At 70.7% G+C, this 22,013-nt stretch carries 13 protein-coding genes; 2 read left to right on the forward strand and 11 right to left on the reverse strand.

Annotated features, from left to right (window positions below):
• Nucleotides 1–8 precede the first annotated feature (8 nt).
• The 6 genes from CAP_RS44845 to CAP_RS17480 all read right to left on the reverse strand — a co-directional run bounded on the left by CAP_RS44845 (nt 9) and on the right by CAP_RS17480 (nt 9,978).
• Nucleotides 9–2,684: an ATP-binding protein gene (locus tag CAP_RS44845; protein ID WP_052375432.1), complete on the reverse strand. Its 2,676-nt coding sequence runs from the start codon at nt 2,682–2,684 to the stop codon at nt 9–11.
• Nucleotides 2,685–2,976: 292 nt separating this feature from the next.
• Nucleotides 2,977–4,023, reverse strand: coding sequence for a hypothetical protein (locus CAP_RS17465; protein ID WP_044241941.1), 1,047 nt, complete (start codon nt 4,021–4,023; stop codon nt 2,977–2,979).
• Nucleotides 4,013–5,809, reverse strand: a complete 1,797-nt coding sequence (locus CAP_RS44850) for a serine/threonine-protein kinase (protein WP_197041221.1) — start codon at nt 5,807–5,809, stop codon at nt 4,013–4,015. Before CAP_RS44850 ends, CAP_RS17465 begins: the two co-directional genes overlap by 11 nt.
• A gap of 467 nt (nt 5,810–6,276) precedes the next feature.
• Nucleotides 6,277–6,549, reverse strand: a complete 273-nt coding sequence (locus CAP_RS48180) for a hypothetical protein (protein WP_081864982.1) — start codon at nt 6,547–6,549, stop codon at nt 6,277–6,279.
• 490 nt (nt 6,550–7,039) lie between these two features.
• Nucleotides 7,040–8,212 carry a PEGA domain-containing protein gene (locus CAP_RS17475; RefSeq protein ID WP_197041222.1) on the reverse strand — a complete coding sequence of 391 codons (1,173 nt, stop codon included), beginning with the start codon at nt 8,210–8,212 and terminating at the stop codon, nt 7,040–7,042.
• 23 nt (nt 8,213–8,235) lie between these two features.
• Nucleotides 8,236–9,978, reverse strand: coding sequence for a serine/threonine protein kinase (locus CAP_RS17480; protein ID WP_044241948.1), 1,743 nt, complete (start codon nt 9,976–9,978; stop codon nt 8,236–8,238).
• A 249-nt stretch (nt 9,979–10,227) separates the two neighbouring features.
• On the opposite strand from CAP_RS17480, the gene CAP_RS17485 reads away from it, so the two are divergent.
• Both CAP_RS17485 and CAP_RS17490 read left to right on the forward strand, forming a co-directional pair.
• A complete protein-coding gene (locus CAP_RS17485) occupies nt 10,228–11,673 on the forward strand; it encodes a TRAP transporter small permease subunit (protein ID WP_044241950.1) in 1,446 nt (481 codons plus the stop codon).
• The gene (locus CAP_RS17490; RefSeq protein ID WP_052375435.1) at nt 11,673–13,334 is read left to right on the forward strand and encodes a TRAP transporter large permease; all 1,662 of its coding nucleotides are present in this window, start codon (nt 11,673–11,675) and stop codon (nt 13,332–13,334) included. Before CAP_RS17485 ends, CAP_RS17490 begins: the two co-directional genes overlap by 1 nt.
• Before the next feature lie 761 nt (nt 13,335–14,095).
• On the opposite strand, the gene CAP_RS17495 is transcribed toward CAP_RS17490, so the two are convergent.
• From CAP_RS17495 to CAP_RS17515, 5 genes are all read right to left on the reverse strand, one after another.
• Entirely contained in the window at nt 14,096–15,034 is a 939-nt protein-coding gene (locus CAP_RS17495) for a M23 family metallopeptidase (protein ID WP_231511535.1), read from the reverse strand.
• 403 nt (nt 15,035–15,437) lie between these two features.
• Nucleotides 15,438–16,382: a TRAP transporter TatT component family protein gene (locus CAP_RS17500; RefSeq protein ID WP_197041224.1), complete on the reverse strand. Its 945-nt coding sequence runs from the start codon at nt 16,380–16,382 to the stop codon at nt 15,438–15,440.
• Nucleotides 16,383–16,552: 170 nt separating this feature from the next.
• A complete protein-coding gene (locus CAP_RS17505; protein WP_044241960.1) occupies nt 16,553–18,760 on the reverse strand; it encodes a bifunctional aldolase/short-chain dehydrogenase in 2,208 nt (735 codons plus the stop codon).
• Between the two features lie 52 nt (nt 18,761–18,812).
• Complete coding sequence (gene ahcY, locus CAP_RS17510; protein ID WP_044241961.1) at nt 18,813–20,129, reverse strand: adenosylhomocysteinase; 1,317 nt, start codon at nt 20,127–20,129, stop codon at nt 18,813–18,815.
• Nucleotides 20,126–21,271 carry a metalloregulator ArsR/SmtB family transcription factor gene (locus CAP_RS17515; RefSeq protein WP_231511536.1) on the reverse strand — a complete coding sequence of 382 codons (1,146 nt, stop codon included), beginning with the start codon at nt 21,269–21,271 and terminating at the stop codon, nt 20,126–20,128. Before CAP_RS17515 ends, ahcY begins: the two co-directional genes overlap by 4 nt.
• Nucleotides 21,272–22,013: the final 742 nt, after the last annotated feature.

Consider the following 22,013-nt stretch of genomic DNA (forward strand, 5'->3'; position numbering starts at 1 on the left):
GCACCCGATCAGAGCATGACCCCCGCGGGTGGCGGCTCGTCGAGCAGCACCCGGACCCGCTCCGCCAGCTCCGAGGGCCGGTAAGGCTTGGCGATGAAGGCCGAACCCGGCCTGAGGATCCCGTGCTGCACGATCGCGTTCTCGGCGTAGCCCGAGGTGTAGAGCACGCGGAGGTGGGGGCGCTCCTCGACCAGGTGAGCCGCGAGCTCCTTGCCTCCCATCCGGGGCATGATCACGTCGGTGACCAGGATATCGATGGCGCCGCGGTGTGCGCGCGCCGTCTCCAGCGCCTCCTCCCCGTCCTGGGCCACGAGCACGGTGTAGCCGAGATCCACGAACAGCTCGCGGATCATGGTCCGCACGGGACCGTAGTCTTCCACGATGAGGACCGTCTCGGTCCCCGCAGTGGGGCGGGTGACCTCGGAGGTGGCGGCGCGTGGGGAGAGCGGCTGCTTCGCCTGGGGCAGGTACACCCTGAACGTCGCCCCTCGCCCTGGCTCGCTGTAGACGGCGAGGTGGCCGCGGTGCTGCTTGACGATCCCGTAGCAGGTGGCGAGCCCGAGCCCCGTCCCTTTGCCGGCTTCCTTGGTGGTGAAGAAGGGCTCGAAGATCATCGACATCAGCTCGGGAGCGATCCCTGAGCCGGTGTCGGTGACGGCCAGCATCACGTACTCGCCCGGCTCGATCTCGGTCCGCTTGTGCGCGTAGTCCTCGGTCAACGTCACGTCGGCGGTCTCGATGGTCACCCTCCCGCCGCTGGGCATGGCGTCCCGCGCGTTCACCACCAGGTTCACCAGCACCTGCTCGATCTGACCGGCGTCGCCCTTCACCCGGCCGAGGTCCCTGGCCGGGATCCACACGATCTCCACGTGCGCCCCGATCAGCCGGCGCAGCATCTCGATCCCCCGCTCCACCAGCTCGTTGAGATCGAGCACCCGCGGCTCCAGGACCTGCTTCCGTGCGAAGGCGAGAAGCTGCCCGGTGAGCCGCGCCCCGCGCCCCGCGGCCTCGGTGATCTGCTGGAAATAGTCCTGGGCGCGCTCCCCGTCGCCCCGCTGCGCCCCCAGCTCGGCGCAGCAGAGGATGGCCGTGAGCAGGTTGTTGAAGTCGTGCGCCACCCCTCCGGCGAGGCGGCCGATGCTCTCCATCTTCTGCGCTTGCAGCAGCCTGGAGCGGAGTTCCTCGCGCTCCGCCTCTGCTTGCTTCTGCTCGGTGAGGTCGAGCAGCGTCCCGAGGAGCCGCTGCGGCTTGCCGTCCGGCCCGACGGTGAGCATGGCGTGCCCTGACACCGACCTCACGGCCCCGTCGGGCCGCATGAGCCGGAACTCCGCGGTGTTGCTGGGCGTGATCTCGTGGGTGCCGTCCCAGGAGGCGCCCTCGCTGTGGTCGTTCACCGAATCCAGAAGCTTTTGCAGGAGCGCGATCTGCTCCGGGCGATCGTCGGGGTGGATGCGATCCAGGTAGTCGTCGGCCTTGCCGGTGACGTCGGCATGAGTGACCCCGTAGATCGCGCACATCTCGTCCGACCACTGCACCGCGCCCGTGCAGAGATCCCACTCCCAGATGCCCAGGCGCGCGATGCGCGCTGCTTGCCGCAGGCGGGTCGCGCTGCGCCGGCTCTCGTCCTCGGCGTGCTTGCGCTCGATCTCGGCGGCGACCTTGTCCGCGAAGATCTGGAGCATCGTCTCGGGTTGCAGCGTCTCGTCGATGGGCTCGTCGCTGATCAGCGCCATCAGGCCGAGGATCCGCTTCGACGACGAGATGAGCGGGACGCCGAGGTAGCTCTCCGCCGCCATCTCCCGGAGCCGCGGGTCCGCCGGGAACTGGGCCGCCACGCCGCGCCGGTGGAAGACCACCCGGGGCGCCACGACCTCGGCGCAGGGAGTCCCTGCGAGGGCATGCTCGAAGTCCAGCGCCGCCGCGCCGTCGCGCCACACGGCCACGCTGCGCGCGCGGTCACCTTCGCCGACGATCTCGCTCACGAAGGCGCAGCGCACGTCGAGCCCCTCGCCGAGCGCCTGTACCAGGGACGCGATGTAGGCTTGCCCGGTGTGCGCTGTGCTCTCCACGATGCGCTGGAGGATCTGCTCCGTGCGGAGGCGCTGGGTGATGTCGTTGACCGAGCACACCACGCTGACGATCTCACCGCGCGCGTTCCGGATGGGCGCCCCGTTGATGGAGAGCAGCTTGCGGCGCCCGTCGGGCCAGGTGATGGCTTGCCGCACGTCGAACACGGGCTGCCCCGACCGCATCACCTGCGCGAAGGGGGTCATCTCGTCGGTGAGGGGGCCGCCGTCGAGCGCGTGGCTCTGCCACTCCGGCGCGTTGTAGGTGCGCCGCAGGAGTTCGTCGGTGGTGAGGCCGAGGATCGTCTCCGCCCTCCCGTTGGCGGACACGATGCGCCCCGCGGTGTCCAGCATGGTGATGGCCGCGACGCTCGTGTGCAGGACGGCTTCGAGCAGCGCGCCGCCCTCTTGGAGCTGCGGGAGGGCCTCGTTCGAGCGCTCCATACGCCTTGCCTGGGCGAGCTCCTCCCGCAGCCGTGCGGCCTCCTTGCGAGCCTCGGCGAGTTCCTTGCGAGTCTCCGCAGCCTCCTTGCGGGCCTCGGCGAGTTCCTTGCGAGCCTCGGCGAGTTCCTTGCGAGCCTCGGCGAGTTCCTTGCCCAGCGCGTCGGCCTCGCTCATCGCTTCAGCCCCCCCGGACGGGGGCGTCGTCGACAGGCAGGCGCCTCGTCCTGCGGTCTGTTCACCCCCGTCAGCTCGCTCATGCCCTGGTCAGCCCCCTCGTGAGCGTCCACCTGCGGCGGCAGGACCGCCGAGGACTCGAACGTACCAGAGATGGCCACCCGAGGAAGGGCAGGGCCAGCACTGCAGGCATTGATCTCGATCCCCTTCGTTCGACGCCTCCGCGGGCCGGTTGCTGCGCACGAACGTCGTGCCAGGGAACCCGACGGGCCCGGGTGTCGCGGTGCTGGCTTCAGAAATGGCCCAGCAGGAAGGCTCCGGCGCTGCCTGGACCGGCGGCAGGAACGAGCTGGGGCCCCCGTGCGTGGGACGGCCGCTCGTCGCGGGTCTCGGGCCAGAGCAGCAGCACCGCTCCCACAGCGAGGCCCCCGAGCCCCGCCGCGAACGCCGCGGTCGCGACGTTGGCCGTGACCCGTGCCTCGTCCCGAAGTTCACCGCCGAGCGGCGTGCAGCGGTTCTCGGGGCCGCAGTGCTCGTTCGAGGCGCTGCGCTGGGTCAAGGCGAGCGCCCCCAGCCCGGCGCCCACCCCCACACCGGCGAGACCCACCGCGCCCACGGTCCACCCGACGGTCCGTCGCGGGTTCGAGCGCGACGCCGCCGGGTGATGGGACGCCGGCTCGGGGGTGGGCCCCAGCGCGGCCCGCGGCGTCCCGGTGCTGCGCAGCGCGAGCGCGGGAATGGCGACGACGGTCTGCTCGCCGACCTTCATCTCCACCGTGGTGTGGAACGCCAGCCTCCCGGGCGCGGTGGCCTCGACCAGCAACGGACCCGGATCGGCCATCACGCCGGACGCGAGACTCCTGCTGGAGAGCGGCACACCGTCGATCTCCACCTGCAACCCTGGCGGCGGCTGATCCACCCGGAAGCGCAACCTCGGCACCCGCGGCGCGAGCGAGGCGGCGCGGGCTGCCGCGAACTGCGCGCGCCGATCACCAGCGGCGCGGGCGCGCTCCTCGGCTGCCACGTAGCCTCGGTACGCCGTCGCGAGGCGCCCCTCCTGCTCACGGCATGCGGCGAGCAGGCCCTCGGTGCCCACGCTCGGATCCAGCCGCTGGCTCTCGTCGAGCTTCGTGCACGCCTCGGAGAACAGCCCGGCGTCGTAGAGCGACCGCCCTGCATCGAAGAGGGCCTCGGCGCTGGCCACTTGCTCTGCGCGCTGGGCCTCCGCGGAGCCCACGCGGCTTCCCCTGGGCTCCGCGGCGTGCGCGGCCGTGGAGGTCAGGGCCCAGAGCAGAAGCGTGAAGGGCAGGGGACCTGTGCGGCGTCGTTCACCTGTCACCGAACACCTCCCGGGCGGTCTGCTTGACGTTTCCAGACGCTCTGGCGGGCGCCTTCGCGCCGCGCGGCACGGCAGCAGCGCTGGCGTGGGGCGCTGGCGAGGAGGGCATCGCGGAAGACACCACGGGTGGTGTTCCCGTGGACGCGCCCTTCTTGGGAGACGCGCTTCCGGCCTTGGCACGGGCGCCCTGCGCACCCACGGCGGGTGCGCGCTGCGCCTGAGACCCGGCCCCTTCGCCGCCTGCCGTGCCCTCCATGCCAGCCATGCTCGCTGCATCCGCCGCGCGCGTCGCGCGCGCCTCTCGCGCTGCGCCAGCCATGCTCGCCGCGCCCGCCGCGCGCGCCGTGTCTGCCCAGCCGTCGGGTAGCGCAGGGTGGCCGATGGCGTGTGCACCATTGCCGGACGCCGCGAGCACCACAGGGTCAGGCTCGTCGCGCACCTCCGACAAGGCACGGTGCGTGGCGCTGGCGATGCCCGTGGCTGCGGGCGAATCCGGCAAGCCGGGGGCGTCGAGCAGAGCGCCTGCCCCTCCGACCGCGGAGACCACCGCGGCTCCTCCCGCCAGCATCGCGAGCAGCATCCGCGCGGTGCGCTTCTCGACCTGGGGGAGGGGAAAGGAGCGCCCTGCTGGCGTGTCCTGCCGCGCGCCCCCGAGCGCCCCCATCAGAGAGACCGTGACGGCGTCCCCCACGTCGCCTTGACCTGGGGCCGTGACGACCGCCGGGAGCGCGTCACCATGTACCTCGTTCAGCACCGTGGGTGCGTTTCCCCGGCTCCAGCAGGGCCCCGTCTGGGCGCTGGTGTGGTGCGCCAGCACCCCCTGCAGCACCTGCGCGACGTTGTGTGCCGAGATCACCGCGCCCGGCCCCCCGAAAGGAGCGATCGCCTCCGCGAAGCCGGCGAGGTCGGGGAACCGGGCTTCAGGGTTCTTGGCGAGCGCGCGGGCGATGGCCTCGTCCAGGCCGGGTGGCGCCGCAGGCAGGCTGCTGGCGAGACGGGGCGCCGCCATGTCCAGGATCTGGACCGACAGCTCGACCAGACTGTCCGCGGAGAACGCCCGCCGCCCCGTGATCAGCTCGAACAGCACCATGGCCAGCCCGTGCTGATCGCAGCGCGCGTCGACGGGCACGAGGGGCAAGAGCTGCTCGGGTGCCATGTACGCGGGCGTGCCGCATGCCGCGCTCCGGGTGGCGATCGTCGTGGGCGCGCCGCCGAGCGTGCGCTTGGAGATCCCGAAGTCGAGCACCTTGATCAGGGCGGAGCCATCGCGGCGGCGCGTGAGGAAGAGGTTGGCAGGCTTGAGATCGCGGTGCACGAGCCCCACGGCGTGCGCCTCTGCGACGCCCTCGCAGGCCTGGAGCACCAGATCGACGCCTTCCCGCACGGGCAGCCTCCCCCGCCGCCTCAGCTCTGCCTCCAGGTCTCGCCCGACCAGCAGCTCCATCACCAGGTAGGCATCCCCCCGGTCGGTGCGGCCGAAGTCGAGCGCGCGCGCGATGTGATCACCCGGGAGCTGCGCGGCGATCCGCGCCTCGTCCAGGAAGCGCTGCAGCGCTCCCTCGTCCGAGGCGACGTCTTGCAAGAGGAGCTTCACGGCCACGCGCTTGCCGAGCACGACGTGCTCGGCCTGCACTACCAAGCCCATCCCGCCGCGCGCGAGGACGCGCTCGACCCTGTACCGCCCCGCGATCCACTCACCCGGAGCCGGCACCCCCTGGGGCGCGGAGCTGGCAGCGGCCTCTTGACCCGGCGAGTCTCCGACCGGGTCCCAGTCCCTCGCGGGCACCCCCTCTGGGCTGAGCGGCTCCCCGCGGCTGAGCGGCGCTCCGCGGCTGAGTGGCGCTCCGCGGCTGAGCGGCTCCCCGCGGCTGAGTGGCTCCCCGCGGGGCGCCCTCTCCAGCCGCAGCGCCGCACTTGCAGCGCCCTCCTGGACCGGCGTTGCTTCCGACCGCGGCGCTGCGCAAGCCGAAGCAGGTTTTCGCGTCGTGCACACCCGGGACGCGACGCCCTCTGGATCCTCCTGGACCGGCGCTGCGTCTGCGTGAGCGGTGCCCGAGCGCGGACTGGAGGGCACGGTCGAGCATGGATCCACGGACATGGGTGCCTCACCAGCCGCCGCTTTCAAGGACAGGACAGCGTCTGCGCTCTCCTCGTCGAGATACGTATCCGACGCCTCGAAAGCTCGCGGGGTCGTCACCCGCCCGCGAGAGCTTGGTACCGGCCACGAGCCGAACCGCGCAGTCGCCCCACTGTTCATGGCCTGCCCTCGCGGTTGCCGTACGCATGCCTGTTGCACACGTGGTTCACGCAGACACCCCTCCTGCAGTCGTTGTGGAAGACGCAATGCAGCCCCTCCTGACAGGGCTCGCAGTACATCCCGCCGCAATCGACGTCGGTCTCGAAGCCGTTCTGCACCCCGTCGATGCAGGTACCGAAGTACGGCCCTCCCGAGCTCGACGAGCCCGACCCGGAGCTCGACGAGCCCGGCCCGGCGCTCGTCGAACTGGCGCTGCCTGGTCCGTTCACGCTCCCGCCTGCGCCACCTGTATCGCCCGCACCGCCTGCACCGCCTGCACCGCCTGCGTTCCCGCCGGCGCTCCCCGCGCTGCCTGCGCCACTTCCGCCGTCACCTCCTGACCCTGAGGTTCCCTGCGGCGTCCCTCCCGCGCCGTCTGCGCCGCTCCCGCCGCCGCTGCCCGTAGCGGTGCTCGGCGTGCCTCCTCCGCTGGACGCGCCATGGCTTCCTGCGCCGTCCACACCATCGCTTCCCGAACTGGAATGGCTTCCCTCCGTAGGTTCTTTGTCATCGACCTGGGCCGAGAGCTCGGTTGGCTCCCAGTCCAGATCCAGAAGCTGCGCGCATCCCGCGAGCGCTGCCATCGCGAGCAGCGCGAGCTTCTGTGGCCCCTTCGTCCGTGTCACTGCGGCAAGGTTTCGCACGGCTCGTCGCCCCTGCTGGCCGGGCTGCACGCGCCAGGCCACGGGCGAAGCATCTGCCGAACGGAAACGGCGCCGTTCAGAACGAGCCGATCACCTGCGCTCCACGTGGACTGATCCCGATCTGCAACTCCGGACCGCTCGATTGCGGGCGCGATGCGCTCGACCACGTCGCCCGCGGCGCCCGTGTCGCCTGCGACGGACGGGTGCGGGGGGCGCTTGCTGCGCTGTCCGACGGGGGCGTCCGGAGCGTGAAGTAAAGCGAGATCCCTCCGGCGATCAGCGCCGCTCCGGTGAGCGCGTCGCACACCACGGACATCGTGGTCGCCTTGCTGCTCGCGTCCTGCAGATCGCTGGCGGCGACGCCCCGGGTCCCGCGGAGATCTTGCAGATCCGACGACGCTCCCAGCGCCAGCACTCCGAACACCACGGCTCCGGCAGCGAGCCCGCCCGTCACTCCCCACCCGATCCATGGCACGTTCGAGCCGGAATCGCCGGAGCCGCCCGAGGTGCTTCCCGTGCCCGTCTGGGGCACGCTGCTGTCTCCGCTTCCAGTGTCGCCCGAGCTTCCAGCGGTCGACGCGGCGTTCGCGCCGCGCTCCACCAGATCGAAGCTCGCCTTCACGGTGTCGCCGCTCGCCACCTCCACGACGCGGCTCTGCGGGGTGTACCCCTCGCGGCTCACTGCGACGCGACGCCGTCCGGCGTTCACCGTGACCGGCTTCGAGAGCGGCGAGGTGCCCACGGTGGTGTCGTCCACCGCGATGTCCGCGTCCGCCACGTTCACCGTGACGTCGAGGAACGCGATCCGCCCCTTCAGTGTCTGGATGTCTGCCTCCACCTCGGTGCGACGCGCCGCGGGCACCTGCCGGCCGCCCTCGGAGAGGTAGCGCTCGAGCGTGGGCAGCGCGCCCGCGTAGTCCTGGAGCTGAAACTGGACCTGACCGATGTTGTAGAGGACCTGCCAGGTCGGCGCGAGCTCGTAGGCCCGCCGGAACTCCACGAGCGCCGCCGCGTAGTCGGTCTCCTTGAACAGATCGATGCCCTTCTTGAAGCGGGTCGCCGCCTCGTCGCGGGCGGCCTTGGACGGCTGACCTGCTGGCGCGGTCTGGGCGCTCTGCGCGTGTGCGCTGCGCAGCCCGCCCGAGGCGGCGAAGGTCAAGGCCAGGGCGAGCGGGGCCGCCCGGAGGCCCACGCCGCGAAGGTGGCGGGTGACGTCGCGGATCGCGCTGCGGGTTACGCTACGGACCACGCTTACCGAGGAGGCGTTGGGCTTCATGGATTCGCGAATGGGTTCGTGGTGTCGATCTGGCGCACGGGCTTCGCCCCACCCCGCTTCATCTGCGGCTCTTCCTCGGGCGGAGGGGCTTCTGGCGCTTCCGTCACCGCCGGCTTCGCCGCTGCCGGGGCTCCGCGGACGGCTGCGGGGGCAGCCAGGGCACCCCCCGTCTCCCGTTCGAGCACCAGCTCGATGTCGAAGTCGTTATCGAAGCTGAGCTCCCGGGTCTCCGTGCGGTAGCCCGCTGCCTCCACCCGCAGCCGGTGCTTCGCCCCGTCCCGTGGCGCCCGATGCGAGATCGGGTTGCCCGCGAGCGGCGCATCGTCGAGGAAGAACCGAGCGTCTCCAGGCCTGGCGGTCACCTTCAGCGCGATCTCCCCCTTCGCGCTCGGTGCCGGTGGCGTGGAAGGCACCTGGGCGGCGGCCGCCACCACCGCGGTAGGCTGCGGCGGTGTCACTGCCTGCGGCGTCGACGTGCCCCGCGCGAGGAGCCACACCGCCGCCGCGAGACCCGCGCCCCCGGCCGCCGCGATCGCCAGGAGCAAGCCGCGCGGCCGCGCCGCCGGGGTCGCCGCGGTGTGCGCGGTCGCCGACGTCGCCGTGGACGCCGCGGTGAGCGAGCCCGGTTGCCGGTAGCTGCGCCACGAGCCGTAGTCGGCGACGGGCTGCTGCCCGGCCCCGCTCATCGAGGGCGGCGTCATGCTGTTCGAGCGCTGCGTCAGCCGCGGCAGCTCCACCGCCCGGTACTCGTCCGTGGGCAACGCACGCGCATCCCGGAGTTGCGCGTCGACGAGCGCCCGGATCTTGCCGCGCTCCTCGTCGAAGCGGTGGGCGACGAGGCGGCCCAGCTCCCGCGTGTTCACCCGCTCGGGGAGCCTGTCGATGAAGCGCTCGATGTCGGCCTGCAGCTCGCCGGCGGTCCGGTGCCGGTCCTCCCGCCGGTGGGCCATGGCGCGCATGATGATGGCCTCCAGCTCGGGGTGGACGTCGGGGCGCGCAGCGCGTGGCGTGGGCACATCACCGTTCGCGATCCGCGCCAGGATGGCCATGTCCGGGATCCCTGACCAGAGGCGCTGGCCCACCGCAGCCTCCCACAGCATCACGCCCATCGCGAAGATGTCGGCGCGCCTGTCGACGCGCTCCCCGCGCGCCTGCTCCGGTGCCATGTACGAGATCTTGCCCTTGAGCACCCCGGTCCTGGTCTCCGCCGAGGAGTCCATGGCCTTGGCGATGCCGAAGTCGACGACCTTCACCTGCCCGTCGTAGGTGAGGAACAGGTTGTGGGGCGTGACGTCGCGGTGCACGACATCCATGGGGGTGCCGTCGTAGTCGGTGAGATCGTGCGCGTAGTGGAGCCCGGCGAGGGCATCGGCGAGCACGCGCAGGTGCGCCGAGAGGGGGATGCGATCGCGACCGAGGCGGTTCGTGAGCCGGTTGAGCGGCTGCCCTTCCAGGTACTCCATGGCGATGAAGTACCGGCTCCCGTCGTGACCCACCTCGTTCGTCTGGACCACGTTCGGGTGGTTGAGGCGCGCCGCGAGCCGCGCCTCGTCGAGGAACATGGCCAGGAACTCGGGCTCCTCGGCGAGCTGGGGCCGGATCTGCTTGATGACGGTGAGCTTGTTGAAGCCACCCGGGCCCTGGGCCACCGCGAGGTACACCTCCGCCATGCCCCCCTGACCCAGCTCCGCGATCAGCCGGTATTTTCCGAGGATGTTGCTGCTACGTGCTCCCTGCACCCTTTGCCGCCCCGATCAGGCCGCGCGCACCGACGATCCTGAAGTCGAGGCGGGCCCGAAATCATCCTACAGAGCGACGTCATCCTGAACAAGAGCGCCGCCCTCGCCGTACGCCGCGCTGCGGCATGAAGGCATGCATTGCCTGCGCGTCGGGCCGATTTCTCGCGGTCCACTGCACTCGTCGCGCCTCGCATGAACCGCCGCGTTCCGATGTACGGAAGGGGGCGTGAAGGTCTACTGTCGCGTTCGATGGCGGATCAGGACAAGGATCGGCAGGACCACGGAGAGGGCAAACCTGAGGCGGATGCTCCGGAGCCCGTAGCGGCAGGAGCCGCGTCCGACGCGCCGGCCACAGGGAAAGCCGAGACCTCGGCAGAAGCACCGAAGAACGCGGCACTCTCCGCGGAGCCACCCTCCGACAAGAGCGAAGAGAACGCTGACGAGCCCGAGACGAAGGCCGAGGAAGCCGAGGCGCCCGCAGGCAAGGCCGAGGCGCCTGCAGGCAAGGCCGAGGCGCCTGCAGGCAAGGCCGACGCTGAGCCGACCTCCGAGCCTCCTCCAGCGCCCGGCGTCGCCGCGCGTCCCGAGCCTGCCGTGCATGGCGCCGCGTGGGCAGAGCCGCTGGCGCGCTTCGAGCGGAGCTGGACCCGGCTCGAGACGCGGCTGCTCACCTTCGTGCTGTTCGCCCTGATCCTGGCCCTCATTGCCTGGGTGCTCCTCACTGGCCTCGCCGCGCCACCCACCAGCGGCAACGCCGCCGGGGTGGTGTTCCGGGCCATCGTCGGGGCCTCCCTGCTCGGCAGCGCGGCCTGGGCCGGCTCCCGCAAGCTGCCGCTCATGGCGCGCCGCGCCGCCACGGTCGCCGCCTTTCTGCTCGGCATCGGCATCGCCCCCCTCTGGCGCAGCGTGGGCACCTCGTACTTCGACAACATGAAGGCCTGGCTCCAGGAGGGCTCGACGCTCACCCTCATGGGCGGCCTGCGCGGCGTGGGCACCCGGCTCACCCTCTGGCTCGCGCTCCTCGGCGGCTCCCTCGCCACCAGCGCCGGCAAGCACATCCACGTGGACCTGCTGTTCCGGGCGCTCCCCAGGAAGCTGCGCCTCCCGGCGTCGCTCCTGAACAACCTCGCGGCCGCGGCGGTGTGCTTCGCGGCCGTGTGGGGCTTCTTCGATCACATCGCCATCGAGTCCTTCGGCTCCCGCGCCGACGACGCCCCCTCTGCCAAGATCGAGCGCGTCTCCGATCAGGTGGGTCATCACCTGTTCCTCGTGCGCGCGCAGCTCGGCCTCGACCTCCGCAGCCTGCCCCGGGTGGTGAGCGGCGACCGCTACGAGTGGATGACCCCCGCCGACTGGAACACCTGGCTCGACAACGCGGGCTTCCGGGAGCGTTACCCGGGCCAGGACCTCTCGAAGTTCGTGATCCCCGAGGGCTCCCCCACGCACGCCCCCGCGGTGATCTCGCCCGACGGCGAGAGCACGCGCGGCATCCTCGTGCACACCCTCGGCCTGGTCTTCCCCTTCGGGATGCTGATGATCGGGCTCCGCTTCCTGCTCCGGCTGCTGCTCACGCTGAGCGGCCACATCCCGGTGGATCCCGACGAGGCCCACCGTGAAGACCTGCACCGCGCCGGCAACGCAAGCAGCGCCGACGCCGACGCTGCAGGTGGCGAGCACGCCACGGGGAGGGCGTGATGGGCGCGCTGCTCGCCATCGGCGTCATCCTCCTCGGCCTGCTCGGCACGCCCCTCTTCGCGATCATGGGCGGTGCGAGCGAGCTTCTGTGGCTCACCCACGACAACCCGCAGCTCCGGTTCCTGCGCTTCATCGCGCCCAACGTGATGGACGAGCGCTTCGCCGGATCGCCGATCCTGGTGACCATCCCGCTCTTCACGTTCGTCGGCTACATGATGGCCGAGTCCAAGGCCCCCGACCGCATCGTGCGGGCCTCGTCGGCGTTCTTCGGGTGGCTCCCCGGCGGGCTGGCGATGGTGTGCATCGTCGCCAGCGCCTTCTTCACCACGCTCACCGGCGGCAGCGGCGTCACCATCGTCGCCATCGGCGGGCTCCTCTACCCGGCGCTCCGCAAGCAGGGCTACCCGGACAGCTACGCCCTCGGCCTGGTCACCACGGGCGGCTCGCTCGGGCTGCTCCTCCCGCCCTCGCTCCCGATCCTGATCTACGCCCTGGTCGCGGGCATCGACTTCACCGCCGCCTTCAAGGCGGGGCTGATCCCGGGCGTGATGATCATGGTCATGCTCGGCTTCCACGCCGCGTACGTGGGCATCAAGTACAAGATCCCCCGCGAGCGCCCGAGCCTCATCCGCATGGCGGAGGCGCTGTGGCTCCTCAAGTGGGAGCTTGGCGCCCCCGTGCTGATCCTGGGTGGCCTGGGGACGGGGCTCACCTCCCTCGACGAGAGCGCGGCCCTGACGGCGGTCTACATCCTCGTGGTGGAGGTGTTCATCCACAAGGACCTCAGCCTGCGCGGCGACATCCCACGGGTGGCCCGGGCCTCGATGGCCCTCGCCGGGGCGCTGATCCTCATCCTGACGATGGCCAACGCCCTCATCAACTTCGTCGTCGATCAGCAGATCCCCGCGCGCGTGCTCGAGTTCATGCTGCAGCTCGGCCTCACCGAGACCTGGCAGTTCCTGCTGATCCTGAACGGCTTCCTGCTCATCCTCGGCATGCTCATGGAGGGCTTCAGCGCCATCCTCGTGGCAGTGCCGCTGATCCTGCCATTCGCCGCCCGGTTCGGCCTTCACCCCTTCCACCTGGCGATGATGTTCCTCCTCAACCTGGAGATCGCCTACGTGGCGCCCCCGCTCGGGCTGAACCTCTTCATCTCCAGCTTCCGCTTCGATCGCCCCCTGGTCTCGCTCTACCGCGTGGTGCTCCCCTTCACGGGCATCCTGGCCCTGGGTCTCGCGCTGGTGATGTACGTCCCGAAGATCGCAACCGTGCTCATCGACGCGGACATCGACCGCGCCTACGCCGAAGCCGAGAAGAACCAGGAGCCCCCCCGTGCGGCGTGGTTGCTCCAGTGCGTGCAAGAAGACCGCTCGAACCCGCTGCCCTGCACCGCCGCAGACCGCGCGAAGTTCGGCGCTGACGGCACGGAGAACCCCTACCTCAAGGCCGACCCTGCACCTTCTGCGGCGCCCTCGGCGAGCGCTGCTCCGAGCGCCGCCCCCAGCGCGGAGCCTGGAGCGGACGCGGAAGACGCGGACCTGTTCCGGGAGATGATGGGCGAGAAGCCTGCGGGCGGTGCAGCGTCCGATGCAGGCGCTCCGGCGGATGCTGGGGCTCCGGCGGATGACGACGATGCGCTCTTCAAGGAGATGATGAAGTAGTCCTGCGGGCGCTGGGCGATCTGGAGGGGGACTGGATCGGGTGGCTCCGGAGGCGAGCGGCGCGTGTGGCGCACCGAGCGTCGAGCGTGGGCGTGGGCGTGTTGCCGACCTGGTCGGCGGCCTTGGCGAGGGTCTCTCGGCGCCTGCACTGCGGCGGGTGGGGGCGTGGCGAGGGCATCTCCTCCGGGGCCGACGTTGCGTCGGGCCCCGGAGATCGCCCGCCTCCACTCTGGCCCCTGCGGCGATGCCCTCGCCACGCCCCCACCCCCCTCCGTTCCGGCGCCGAGAGACCCTCGCCAAGGCCGCCTGCGTTGTGGCGTGCGAGAGGGAGACGCGTCTTCCGGGTGAGAATGCTTCTTCCGGGGGCAGGGTGACCTGGAGGGGCGGCCCTTCCGGGCTGCTGCACGACCTACGTGGGGATGCGCCGCCGGCTGCTCGAACCACCGGGAGTCGAGCAAGAAAGGCTTCTTCTGCCGAGAGAGCCACCGTCGGCCCGGTGCGGGGGGGAAGGGCGTGCCACCGGAACCGAGGAGGGTGTGGCGAGGGGGGTGGCGCGGCGCTCTGCAGGGGCCGGAGCAGAGGCGGGCCAGCCCTGGGGCCCGCCGTCGCGCAGGCCCCGGAAGAGCGCCGCGCCACCCCCCTCGCCACGCCCGGGGCCGGGGAAGGCGGCACGCCCCTCCCCCCCGCAACGGGCCGGGCAGACCACGATGACGCCTACCCGCAGGAGGGCCATCACCACCGCGAGGCTGGTGGCCTGGAGATCACTGGCAGGTCGGCGCGACCTGACCGTCGGAGCCCGTGTGGATGTACGCATCGGAGACGTAGCCGCTCCCGATGTAGTCCCAGAGCGTCGTCGTGCCGTAGGTGCCAGTCACGGAGGTCCCCTGCTTCTGGCAGGTGATGTTCACCGTGGCGCCATCGGCGACAGAACCCACCGCAGTGCTGCTGGTGCTCGCAGCCGAGCGGATCGTGAGGGAGATGCCGCTGGTGTTCACGGTGCCTTTCACGCCGCTGCTGCCGCCGCCGCCGCAGCTATTGTTGCTGGTGTAGTTCTTGGTGCCGTAGAAGAGCGCCGTGGCCCCGTTGAACACCGGCTTGATGGCGGTGCCGTTGAGGCGCAGCTCGTAGTGGAGGTGCGCGCCGGTCGAGCCGCCCGTGTTGCCCACGTTGCCGATCTTCTGGCCCTTGCTCACGCTCTGCCCCACCGACACCGACTGCACGCTCAGGTGCGCGTAGCGCGTCGTGTAGCCGTCGCCGTGGTTGATCTCGATCCACTTCCCGTAGCTGGTGCTGCCCTCGTTCGCGACCCGGCTGATCGTACCGGCCGCGGCGGCGACCACGGTGTCACCCTCATCGTTGGCGCGGTTGAAGTCGACCGAGTTCACCGGGCTGTGGTTCGAGCGCGTCTGCCCGGCCCACACCTGCCCGCAGGGGAAGGGGAGCTGGAAGACCGAGGTGCTCAGCGCCTGGCTCGTGCTGCCGACCGCATCGTCCTCGCCGTCGACCACGTCCTCGCCGACGGGCGGACCCTCGTCCCACAGCTCCTCGCCGTTCATCTCTCCAGCCGGATCTTCCTCACCCATCTCCGAGGCCTCATCGAGATCCTCGTCGGGCACCTCGCCGACGCAGGCGGTCACACCGACACCACACGCAAGAACCAACGAGAAGAGGCTCCACTTCGACTGCTTGATCCAGCTCATGTGCATAGGTGATGAGCTTTGCAGCGATCGTGCCGGGACCCGTAGCGCCGGTTGAATCCCCGAGCTTCGGGGACAGCATCATCTCCTGCGGTTTTTTACGGATCGGACGCGTGCTGTGCACCACCGGAGAACCGACGCTCCCAGGCCTGCCTGGTGGAGACGTTCACCACCCTGGTGAAGGCGTTTACCACTGCGACTTGTGCGGCGGCGTGGGATATGCGCGCTGTAGATGCGACGCACTGGGGGAAGCTGCCTGGCTGAAAGAACCCTGAAAACAGCGGGAGATTTCGTCAGAACGACGATCGCGGTGCGTACTGGAGTACCCGGTAGGGGGGCGGCTTGAGGGGCCTCGACGCGCCGCGCGCCGGGGTTGGCGGGGAGTGCGAGCCTCGGCCTCGGAGGCTCAGAAACCGCAGGCTTCCAGGCGTTCTTCGCCGAGGAAGCGCTTGGCGCGGCGCTTGGCGATGGTGTTCTGCAGGCGCTGCTCGGGGAGGATGTCACCGGCGGCGATCACCTCCTGGAGCACCTGCTCGTAGCTCTGCTTGTCGGCCTTCATGCAGTGGTACTTGATGGCGTAGTTGAGCTTCGTGAGGAGGTGCTTGCCGCCGTTGATCTCCATCGCGCGGTCGAAGTGCTTCTTGGCCTCGTCGAGCTCGGCCATCGCGTTCCGGGCGTGGTAGGCGCCGAGGGCCACGTGGCCGCTGCCGTACATGTACATCTCGTCGAGGGCCACGGCGCGCTCCATCATCGCGGCGCCGATGAACAGCTCGCCCACCAGGGCGGGATCGTCCTTGGCGACGTTGGTCTTCGAGAGCCAGGCGTAGGCGGTCCAGAAGAGGGGCTCCACGTCTGCTTCCTTGTCGTCGAAGTTCTTCAGCCAGGCGCGGATGGTGTCGTCGTTCTTGCGGGCGGCCTCGAAGCCGGGGTGCCTGCGCTCGAGGAGCTCGATGCCGTAGTGGATGGCGCGCTCGTAGCCCGCGCGGGCCCGGGCCTGCTGGTAGAGGTAAAGCTCGCTCTCCATGCCCTTCGCGTCCTCGGCCTGCTCCATCCGGTCCTCGATGAAGCCGTAGGTCGCGGCGCCCCAGTTCTTGACGAGCATGAACAGCGCGTCCTCATTGTCGGGGGCGAGGTAGTGCATGCCCTCGAACTGGCCGAGCCCGTTGAAGGCGATGCTCTCGGCCACCTCGTAGTCGCCGAGGGTATCGATGGCAGCGGCGCCCTTCCGGGTGGCCTCGATCTGACCGTCGACGAGCGCCTGCTTGATGCAGCCAGCGCTCCCGAGCGCGAGCAGAAGGGCCGTCGTGGCCGTCGCGAGCGTGGACGCGAGCGTGGACGCGAGCGTGGACAAGGTCGTTCCCGAGCGCACGAGCATGGCCGGTTTTCTACACGACGGAGCGGCCGACTCCAATTCCTTCGCGGGTACGGAGGGACGTGTGCGGCGCGAGGGGGGCCGGGGGTGTGCGCGTCATGCTGCGTTGCGGCGTGAGGGTTGCCTGCTGCGGCATGAGAATCGTCAGGTCACCGGGGGAATGCCGCCGCGTTGCCGCCGTCGACGGTGATCACGCAGCCGGTCGTGGCCTGGGCCGTGGCGAGGTACAGGAAGGCCTGGGCCACGTCGGCCCCTGTGGTCTCCCGCCCGAGCAGGTTGGCGCGGAAGTAGTCGTCCACGGTGACGCCGCGGGCCTTCGCGCGGGCTTCGAGCAGCCCGGCCTCGAAGATGCCGGTGCGGATCCGGTCGGCGTTGACCGCGCTCGCGCGCACCCCCGCGGGGGCGAGATCGATGGCGTACTGGCGCATCAGCGCGAGCACGCCGGCCTTGGCGACGGCGTAAGGGCCGAAATCGGGGCCGGGGTTGAAGGCGCTCTTCGAGGCGTTGAAGAGGAGCGCGCCTCCGGTCCCCTGCAGGAGGAACAGCGCGGCGGCGGCGCGTGCGACCCGCTGGTGGCCCCGGAGGTTCAGCTCCAGGGAAGCGGAGAGTGCGTCGTCGCCGGCCTGGGTGTGCAGGCCGCCGGTGAAGGCGCGGCCGGCGTTCGACACCACCACATCGACGCCGCCGAAGTGCGCGGCCGTGCGGGTGAACGCCTCCCGCACGCTCGCCTCGTCGAGCACGTCGCAGGGGATCTGAAGGACGCGGGCGCCATGCTTCGTGGCGAGGGGCGCGGCGGCGCCTGCGAGGGCGCGCGGATCGAGATCGGTCATCGCCACGTGGGCGCCGGCATCGAGAAAGGCCTGGGCGGTGCTGAGCCCGATGCCGGAGGCCGCCCCGGTGACGAGGGCGATGCGCCGCGAGAGGGGCCCTTCGGCCTTGGCGCCCACCTTGAGCTTGGCCTGCTCCAGGCTCCAGTACTCGACGTCGAAGAGATCCAGATCGGAGACGGGGCGGTAGCTGCCGAGCGCCTGGGCGGAGGTGATCACCGCGGCGGTGTGCTCGTAGATGTCGGCGGCGATCTCCGCCTCGGCGCGTGAGGCAGCCAGGGAGAGGAGCCCGTGACCGGGCAGGAGGACCACCCGGGGGAGGGGATCGAGGGCCTGCTTCGTCACCCCGCGGGCTGCGCAGGCGCGCTCGAAGTAGCCGCGGTAGGACGTGGCGTAGGCGGCGAGGCCCGCTTCCACCTGGGCGCGCAGCTCGGCGGGAGGCGCGACGAGGGCCGCCCGCGTCACGTCGAGCACCAGTGGCTTCGCCTTGGTGCGGATCACGTGGTCCGGGGTGGCGCAGCCGATCTGGGACGCCTCGTGCAGGTCGGCGCGGCCCGTGAACGCGAGCAGATCCGGCGTGGTGCGGAAGGCGCAGACCCAGGGCTTGCCCGAGGCCCGGGCGAAGGCGCCGCGCACGATGGCGCCGATGCGCGCCAGGTCGTCCTCGCCGGAGGCGACAGAGGCTGTGACGCTGGGGCTACCGCTGGCGTCGGGCGGGGAGGGCTGAGGGGATGCCGCGCTCGGTGTCGGGGAGGGAGCGTTTGCGGCAGGGCCGCCGGCGCGGACGGCGACGAGCGGGGCGCCGCGCGAAGCGAGGTAGCGCTCGGCCTGGGTCACGGCGGTGATCATCCGGGTGTAGCTCTCCTCGGCGGAGTCGCCCCAGGTGAAGATCCCGTGCTTGTCGAGCACCATCAGCGCGGGCAGGCGGCCTGCGTCGAGGCGGGGACGGAGCAGCTCGGCGACGCGGCGTGCGAGCACGAAGCCCGGCATGACGTAGGGGACGAGGAGCACCGCGTCGCCCCAGATGGCGTGGGCGATGGTGGCGCTGTCCTCCTGGTCCATGGCGGCGAGGACGGCATCGGCGTGGGTGTGATCGACGAAGCGGGCGGGTAGATAGGCGTGGAGCAGGGCCTCGACGGAGGGGGTGGGGCCGGAGGGGTCGAGCATCTGGCTGCGAAGGAGCGCGACCATCTGCTCGTCGGTCATCTGCGCGCGCTCGGCGCCGCGCCGCAGCGGGTCGAGACGGCAGGCGGGGAAGCCGCGGGGCTCGATGGTGGCGAGGTCCCAGCCGCTGCCCTTGACGCAGATCACGGGGATCTCGTCGCCGAGCAGGTCGACCTGGGTGGTCTTGACGCTGGTGTTGCCGCCGCCGTGGAGGACGAGGGAGGGCTCGGCGCCGAGCAGGTGAGAGGTGTAGACGCGGAGCGCCAGGTCATTGCTGTAAGCGCTCGCAGCGCTCGCAGCGCTCGCAGCGCTCCCGTACCTGTCGATGTAACGCTGGGCTTCGGCGGGATCGTAGCGGGACTCCATCGCCTCCTGGACTACCGCAAGGGCAGGGAGGCCGGAAGTCCCGCCCGGCGGGTCAGTAGCGGTAGTTCTCGGGCTTGTAGGGGCCCTCGACCGACATGTTCAGGTACGAGGCCTGGTCGTCGCTCAGCTTGGTCAGCTCCACGCCGAGCTTGGCGAGGTGGAGCGCGGCCACCTTCTCGTCGAGCTTCTTCGGGAGGATGTGCACGCCGAGGTCGAACTTCTCGGTCCAGAGCGCGATCTGGGCGAGGACCTGGTTCGAGAACGAGGCGCTCATCACGAACGAGGGGTGACCCGTCGCGCAGCCGAGGTTCACGAGGCGGCCGCGGGCGAGCACGATGAGGCGGCGGCCGTCAGGGAAGATGAAGTGATCGACCTGCGGCTTGATGTTCTCTTCCTTGATCTCCGGGTTGTTCTCCAGCCAGGCCATGTCGATCTCGCAGTCGAAGTGGCCGATGTTGCAGAGGATGGCCTCGTCCTTGAGCACCTTGAGGTGCTCGGGGCGGACCACGTCCTTGCAGCCGGTGGCGGTGACGATGATGTCGGCCTGGGGCGCCGCGGTCTCCAGGCGCTTGACCTCGTAGCCTTCCATCGCCGCCTGCAGGGCACAGATCGGATCGATCTCGGTGATGATCACCCGGGCGCCGAGGCTGCGCAGGGCCTGGGCGCTGCCTTTGCCCACGTCGCCGTAGCCGCAGACGACCGCGGTCTTGCCGGCGAACATCACGTCCGTCGCGCGCTTGATGCCGTCGCCGAGCGACTCGCGGCAGCCGTAGAGGTTGTCGAACTTGCTCTTGGTCACCGAGTCGTTGACGTTGATGGCGGGCACCTTGAGCTTGCCGGCCTTGTGCATCTCGTAGAGGCGGTGCACGCCCGTCGTGGTCTCCTCGGAGAGGCCGCGGATCGGGTCGTTGCCGCTGAACATCTCGGGGTGCTTCTCGTGGATGTAGATGGTCAGGTCCCCGCCGTCGTCGAGGATCATGTTCGGCGCCTTGCCGTCCTTGAAGGCGAGGAGCTGCTGCTCCAGGCACCAGTCATACTCCTCCAGCGTCTCGCCCTTCCAGGCGAAGACGGGGATGCCGGCGGCCGCGATCGCCGCGGCGGCGTGATCCTGCGTCGAGTAGATGTTGCAGCTCGTCCAGGTCACCTCGGCGCCGAGCGCGATGAGCGTCTCGATGAGCACCGCGGTCTGGATGGTCATGTGCAGGCAGCCCGCGACGCGCGCGCCCTTGAGCGGCTTCGACGTGCCGTACTCGGCGCGGAGCGCCATGAGGCCGGGCATCTCCTTCTCTGCGATCCGGATCTCCTTGCGACCCCAGTCTGCGAGGGAGATGTCGGCGACCTTGTACGGGAGCTGCGTCTTCGTTGTCATGGTGTCCTCTCGTCGTGTTGCGTGACTGTGACGGCGTCGCTGCGGAAGCCGACCAGAACTTGCCAGGCGAGGTGCCGATCCGGCCCCTCTCCTTGCCAGGCAGCGGGAAGCTGCCTCATCTCGATGCCCCCGAGCCCGGCCTCCTTGGCCAGACCCTGGAGCTGCGCGGGCTCGAACCCGAGCCACACATCTGCCTCCTGCTCGCGGAGGAGCAGGTCGTCGTGCGCCTGGTAATCGACGACGCACACCGCGCCTCCCGGAGCGACCACCGCGCCAGCGCCGCCAGCGCCGCCAGCGCCGCCAGCGCCGCCAGCGCCGCCAGCGCCGCCAGCGAGACCGACCACGGGCTTGCGCGCGAGCTGCACGAGGGCGCGCAGCGTCTGCAGCGGCTGGGGCGCGTGGTGGAGCATGCGCGCGGCGAACACCACGTCGGCGCCGAGGCTCGCGTGCACGGGCACCTGGAGCGCCCTGGCCATGGCCTTGCGCACCGCGGGGCTGTCCAGCTCGTCGCAGACCAGCTCCACGTTGTCGAGGTTGCGCCGGCGGATGCGCTCCCGCGCCAGCTCGAGCTGCGCGGGGGACCGATCGATGGCGACCACGCGGGTGAAGATGGGCGCCAGCACCTCGAGCAGCGCACCGTCTCCCGTGCCCGCGTCGATGGCGAGCCGGCGGTGCGGGAGCAGCGGCGCGAGCGCGGCGAGGTACGACCCGATCTCCGTCGGCGTCCCTGCGCGCAGCGGCCGACCCCCCCGCGCAAAGAAGTCGCGCGTCTCCTGGTCACGCCCGGCGAGCAGATCGGCGATGCGCGCCATGGTCCCGTCGGCCTCGCAGGCCCGCGCCCCGGCCCGCACCGCGTCGTCCACGACCGGATCGCGGAGCACCCCGGGCGCCAGCCTGAGGAGCGTCCAGGTCCCTTGCCGGCGCGCCGACAGGAGCCCTGCTTCCCGGAGCGCCGCCGCGTGCCGCGACACCTTCGGCTGCCCCTCGCGCAGCAACTCCGCCAGCTCCCCCACCGCCAGCTCCTCGGCCGCCGCGAGCCCCAGCATGCGCAGCCGCACCGGCTCCGCGAGCAAGCGGTACAGCTCACAACGCGCCGCGGCATCGCCGGGGGAGGGGTCAGGGTCGAGGGGGGTGAGGGTCAAGGGACTCCCGATATCTATTCGTTGATGTGGATGCGTGCAAGAAGAATATCGCCCGCAGAACCCTGGAAAGCACTCCAACCAGCGCGGACGTCACCTTGTGCGGGAGCCAGGGAGCGGGTTGGCCGGGTATCCGGGGGATAGGTGCCCAGGTATCCGGGGGATAGGTGCCCAGGTATCCGGGGGATAGGTGCCCAGGTATCCGAGTGACCACTCACCAGTGGTCACGGGGATAGGTGCCGAGGTATCCGAGGGATAGGTGCCGAGGTATCCGAGTGACCACTCACCAGTTGTCACGGGAACAGGTCCGACCTGTTCGCGGAACACCTCCGAGGTGTCCGCGGAACACCTCCGAGATATCCGAGTGACAACTCACCAGTTGTCACGGGAACAGGTCCGACCTGTTCGCGGAACACCTCCGAGGTATTCGAGTGACAACTCACCAGTTGTCACGGGAACAGGTCCGACCTGTTCGCGGAACACCTCCGAGGTATTCGCGGAACACCTCCGAGGTGTCCGAGTGACAACTCACCAGTTGTCACGGGAACAGGTCCGACCTGTTCGCGGAACACCTCCGAGGTGTCCGTGGAACACCTTCGAGGTGTCCGCGGAACACCTCCCGAAGCGACCCGAACCGTCTGGGCGAGAGGGGGCGGAGCTGTGGGGCGGGTGCGCGCAGCGGCGCTGGGCGGGGGTGGTCAGGCACGCCGCGGAGCGCACCCGCCCCACAGCTCCGCCCCCTCTC

The sequence above is a fragment of the Chondromyces apiculatus DSM 436 genome (assembly GCF_000601485.1).
In the GTDB taxonomy this organism is placed as follows: Bacteria; Myxococcota_A; Polyangia; order Polyangiales; family Polyangiaceae; genus Chondromyces; species Chondromyces apiculatus.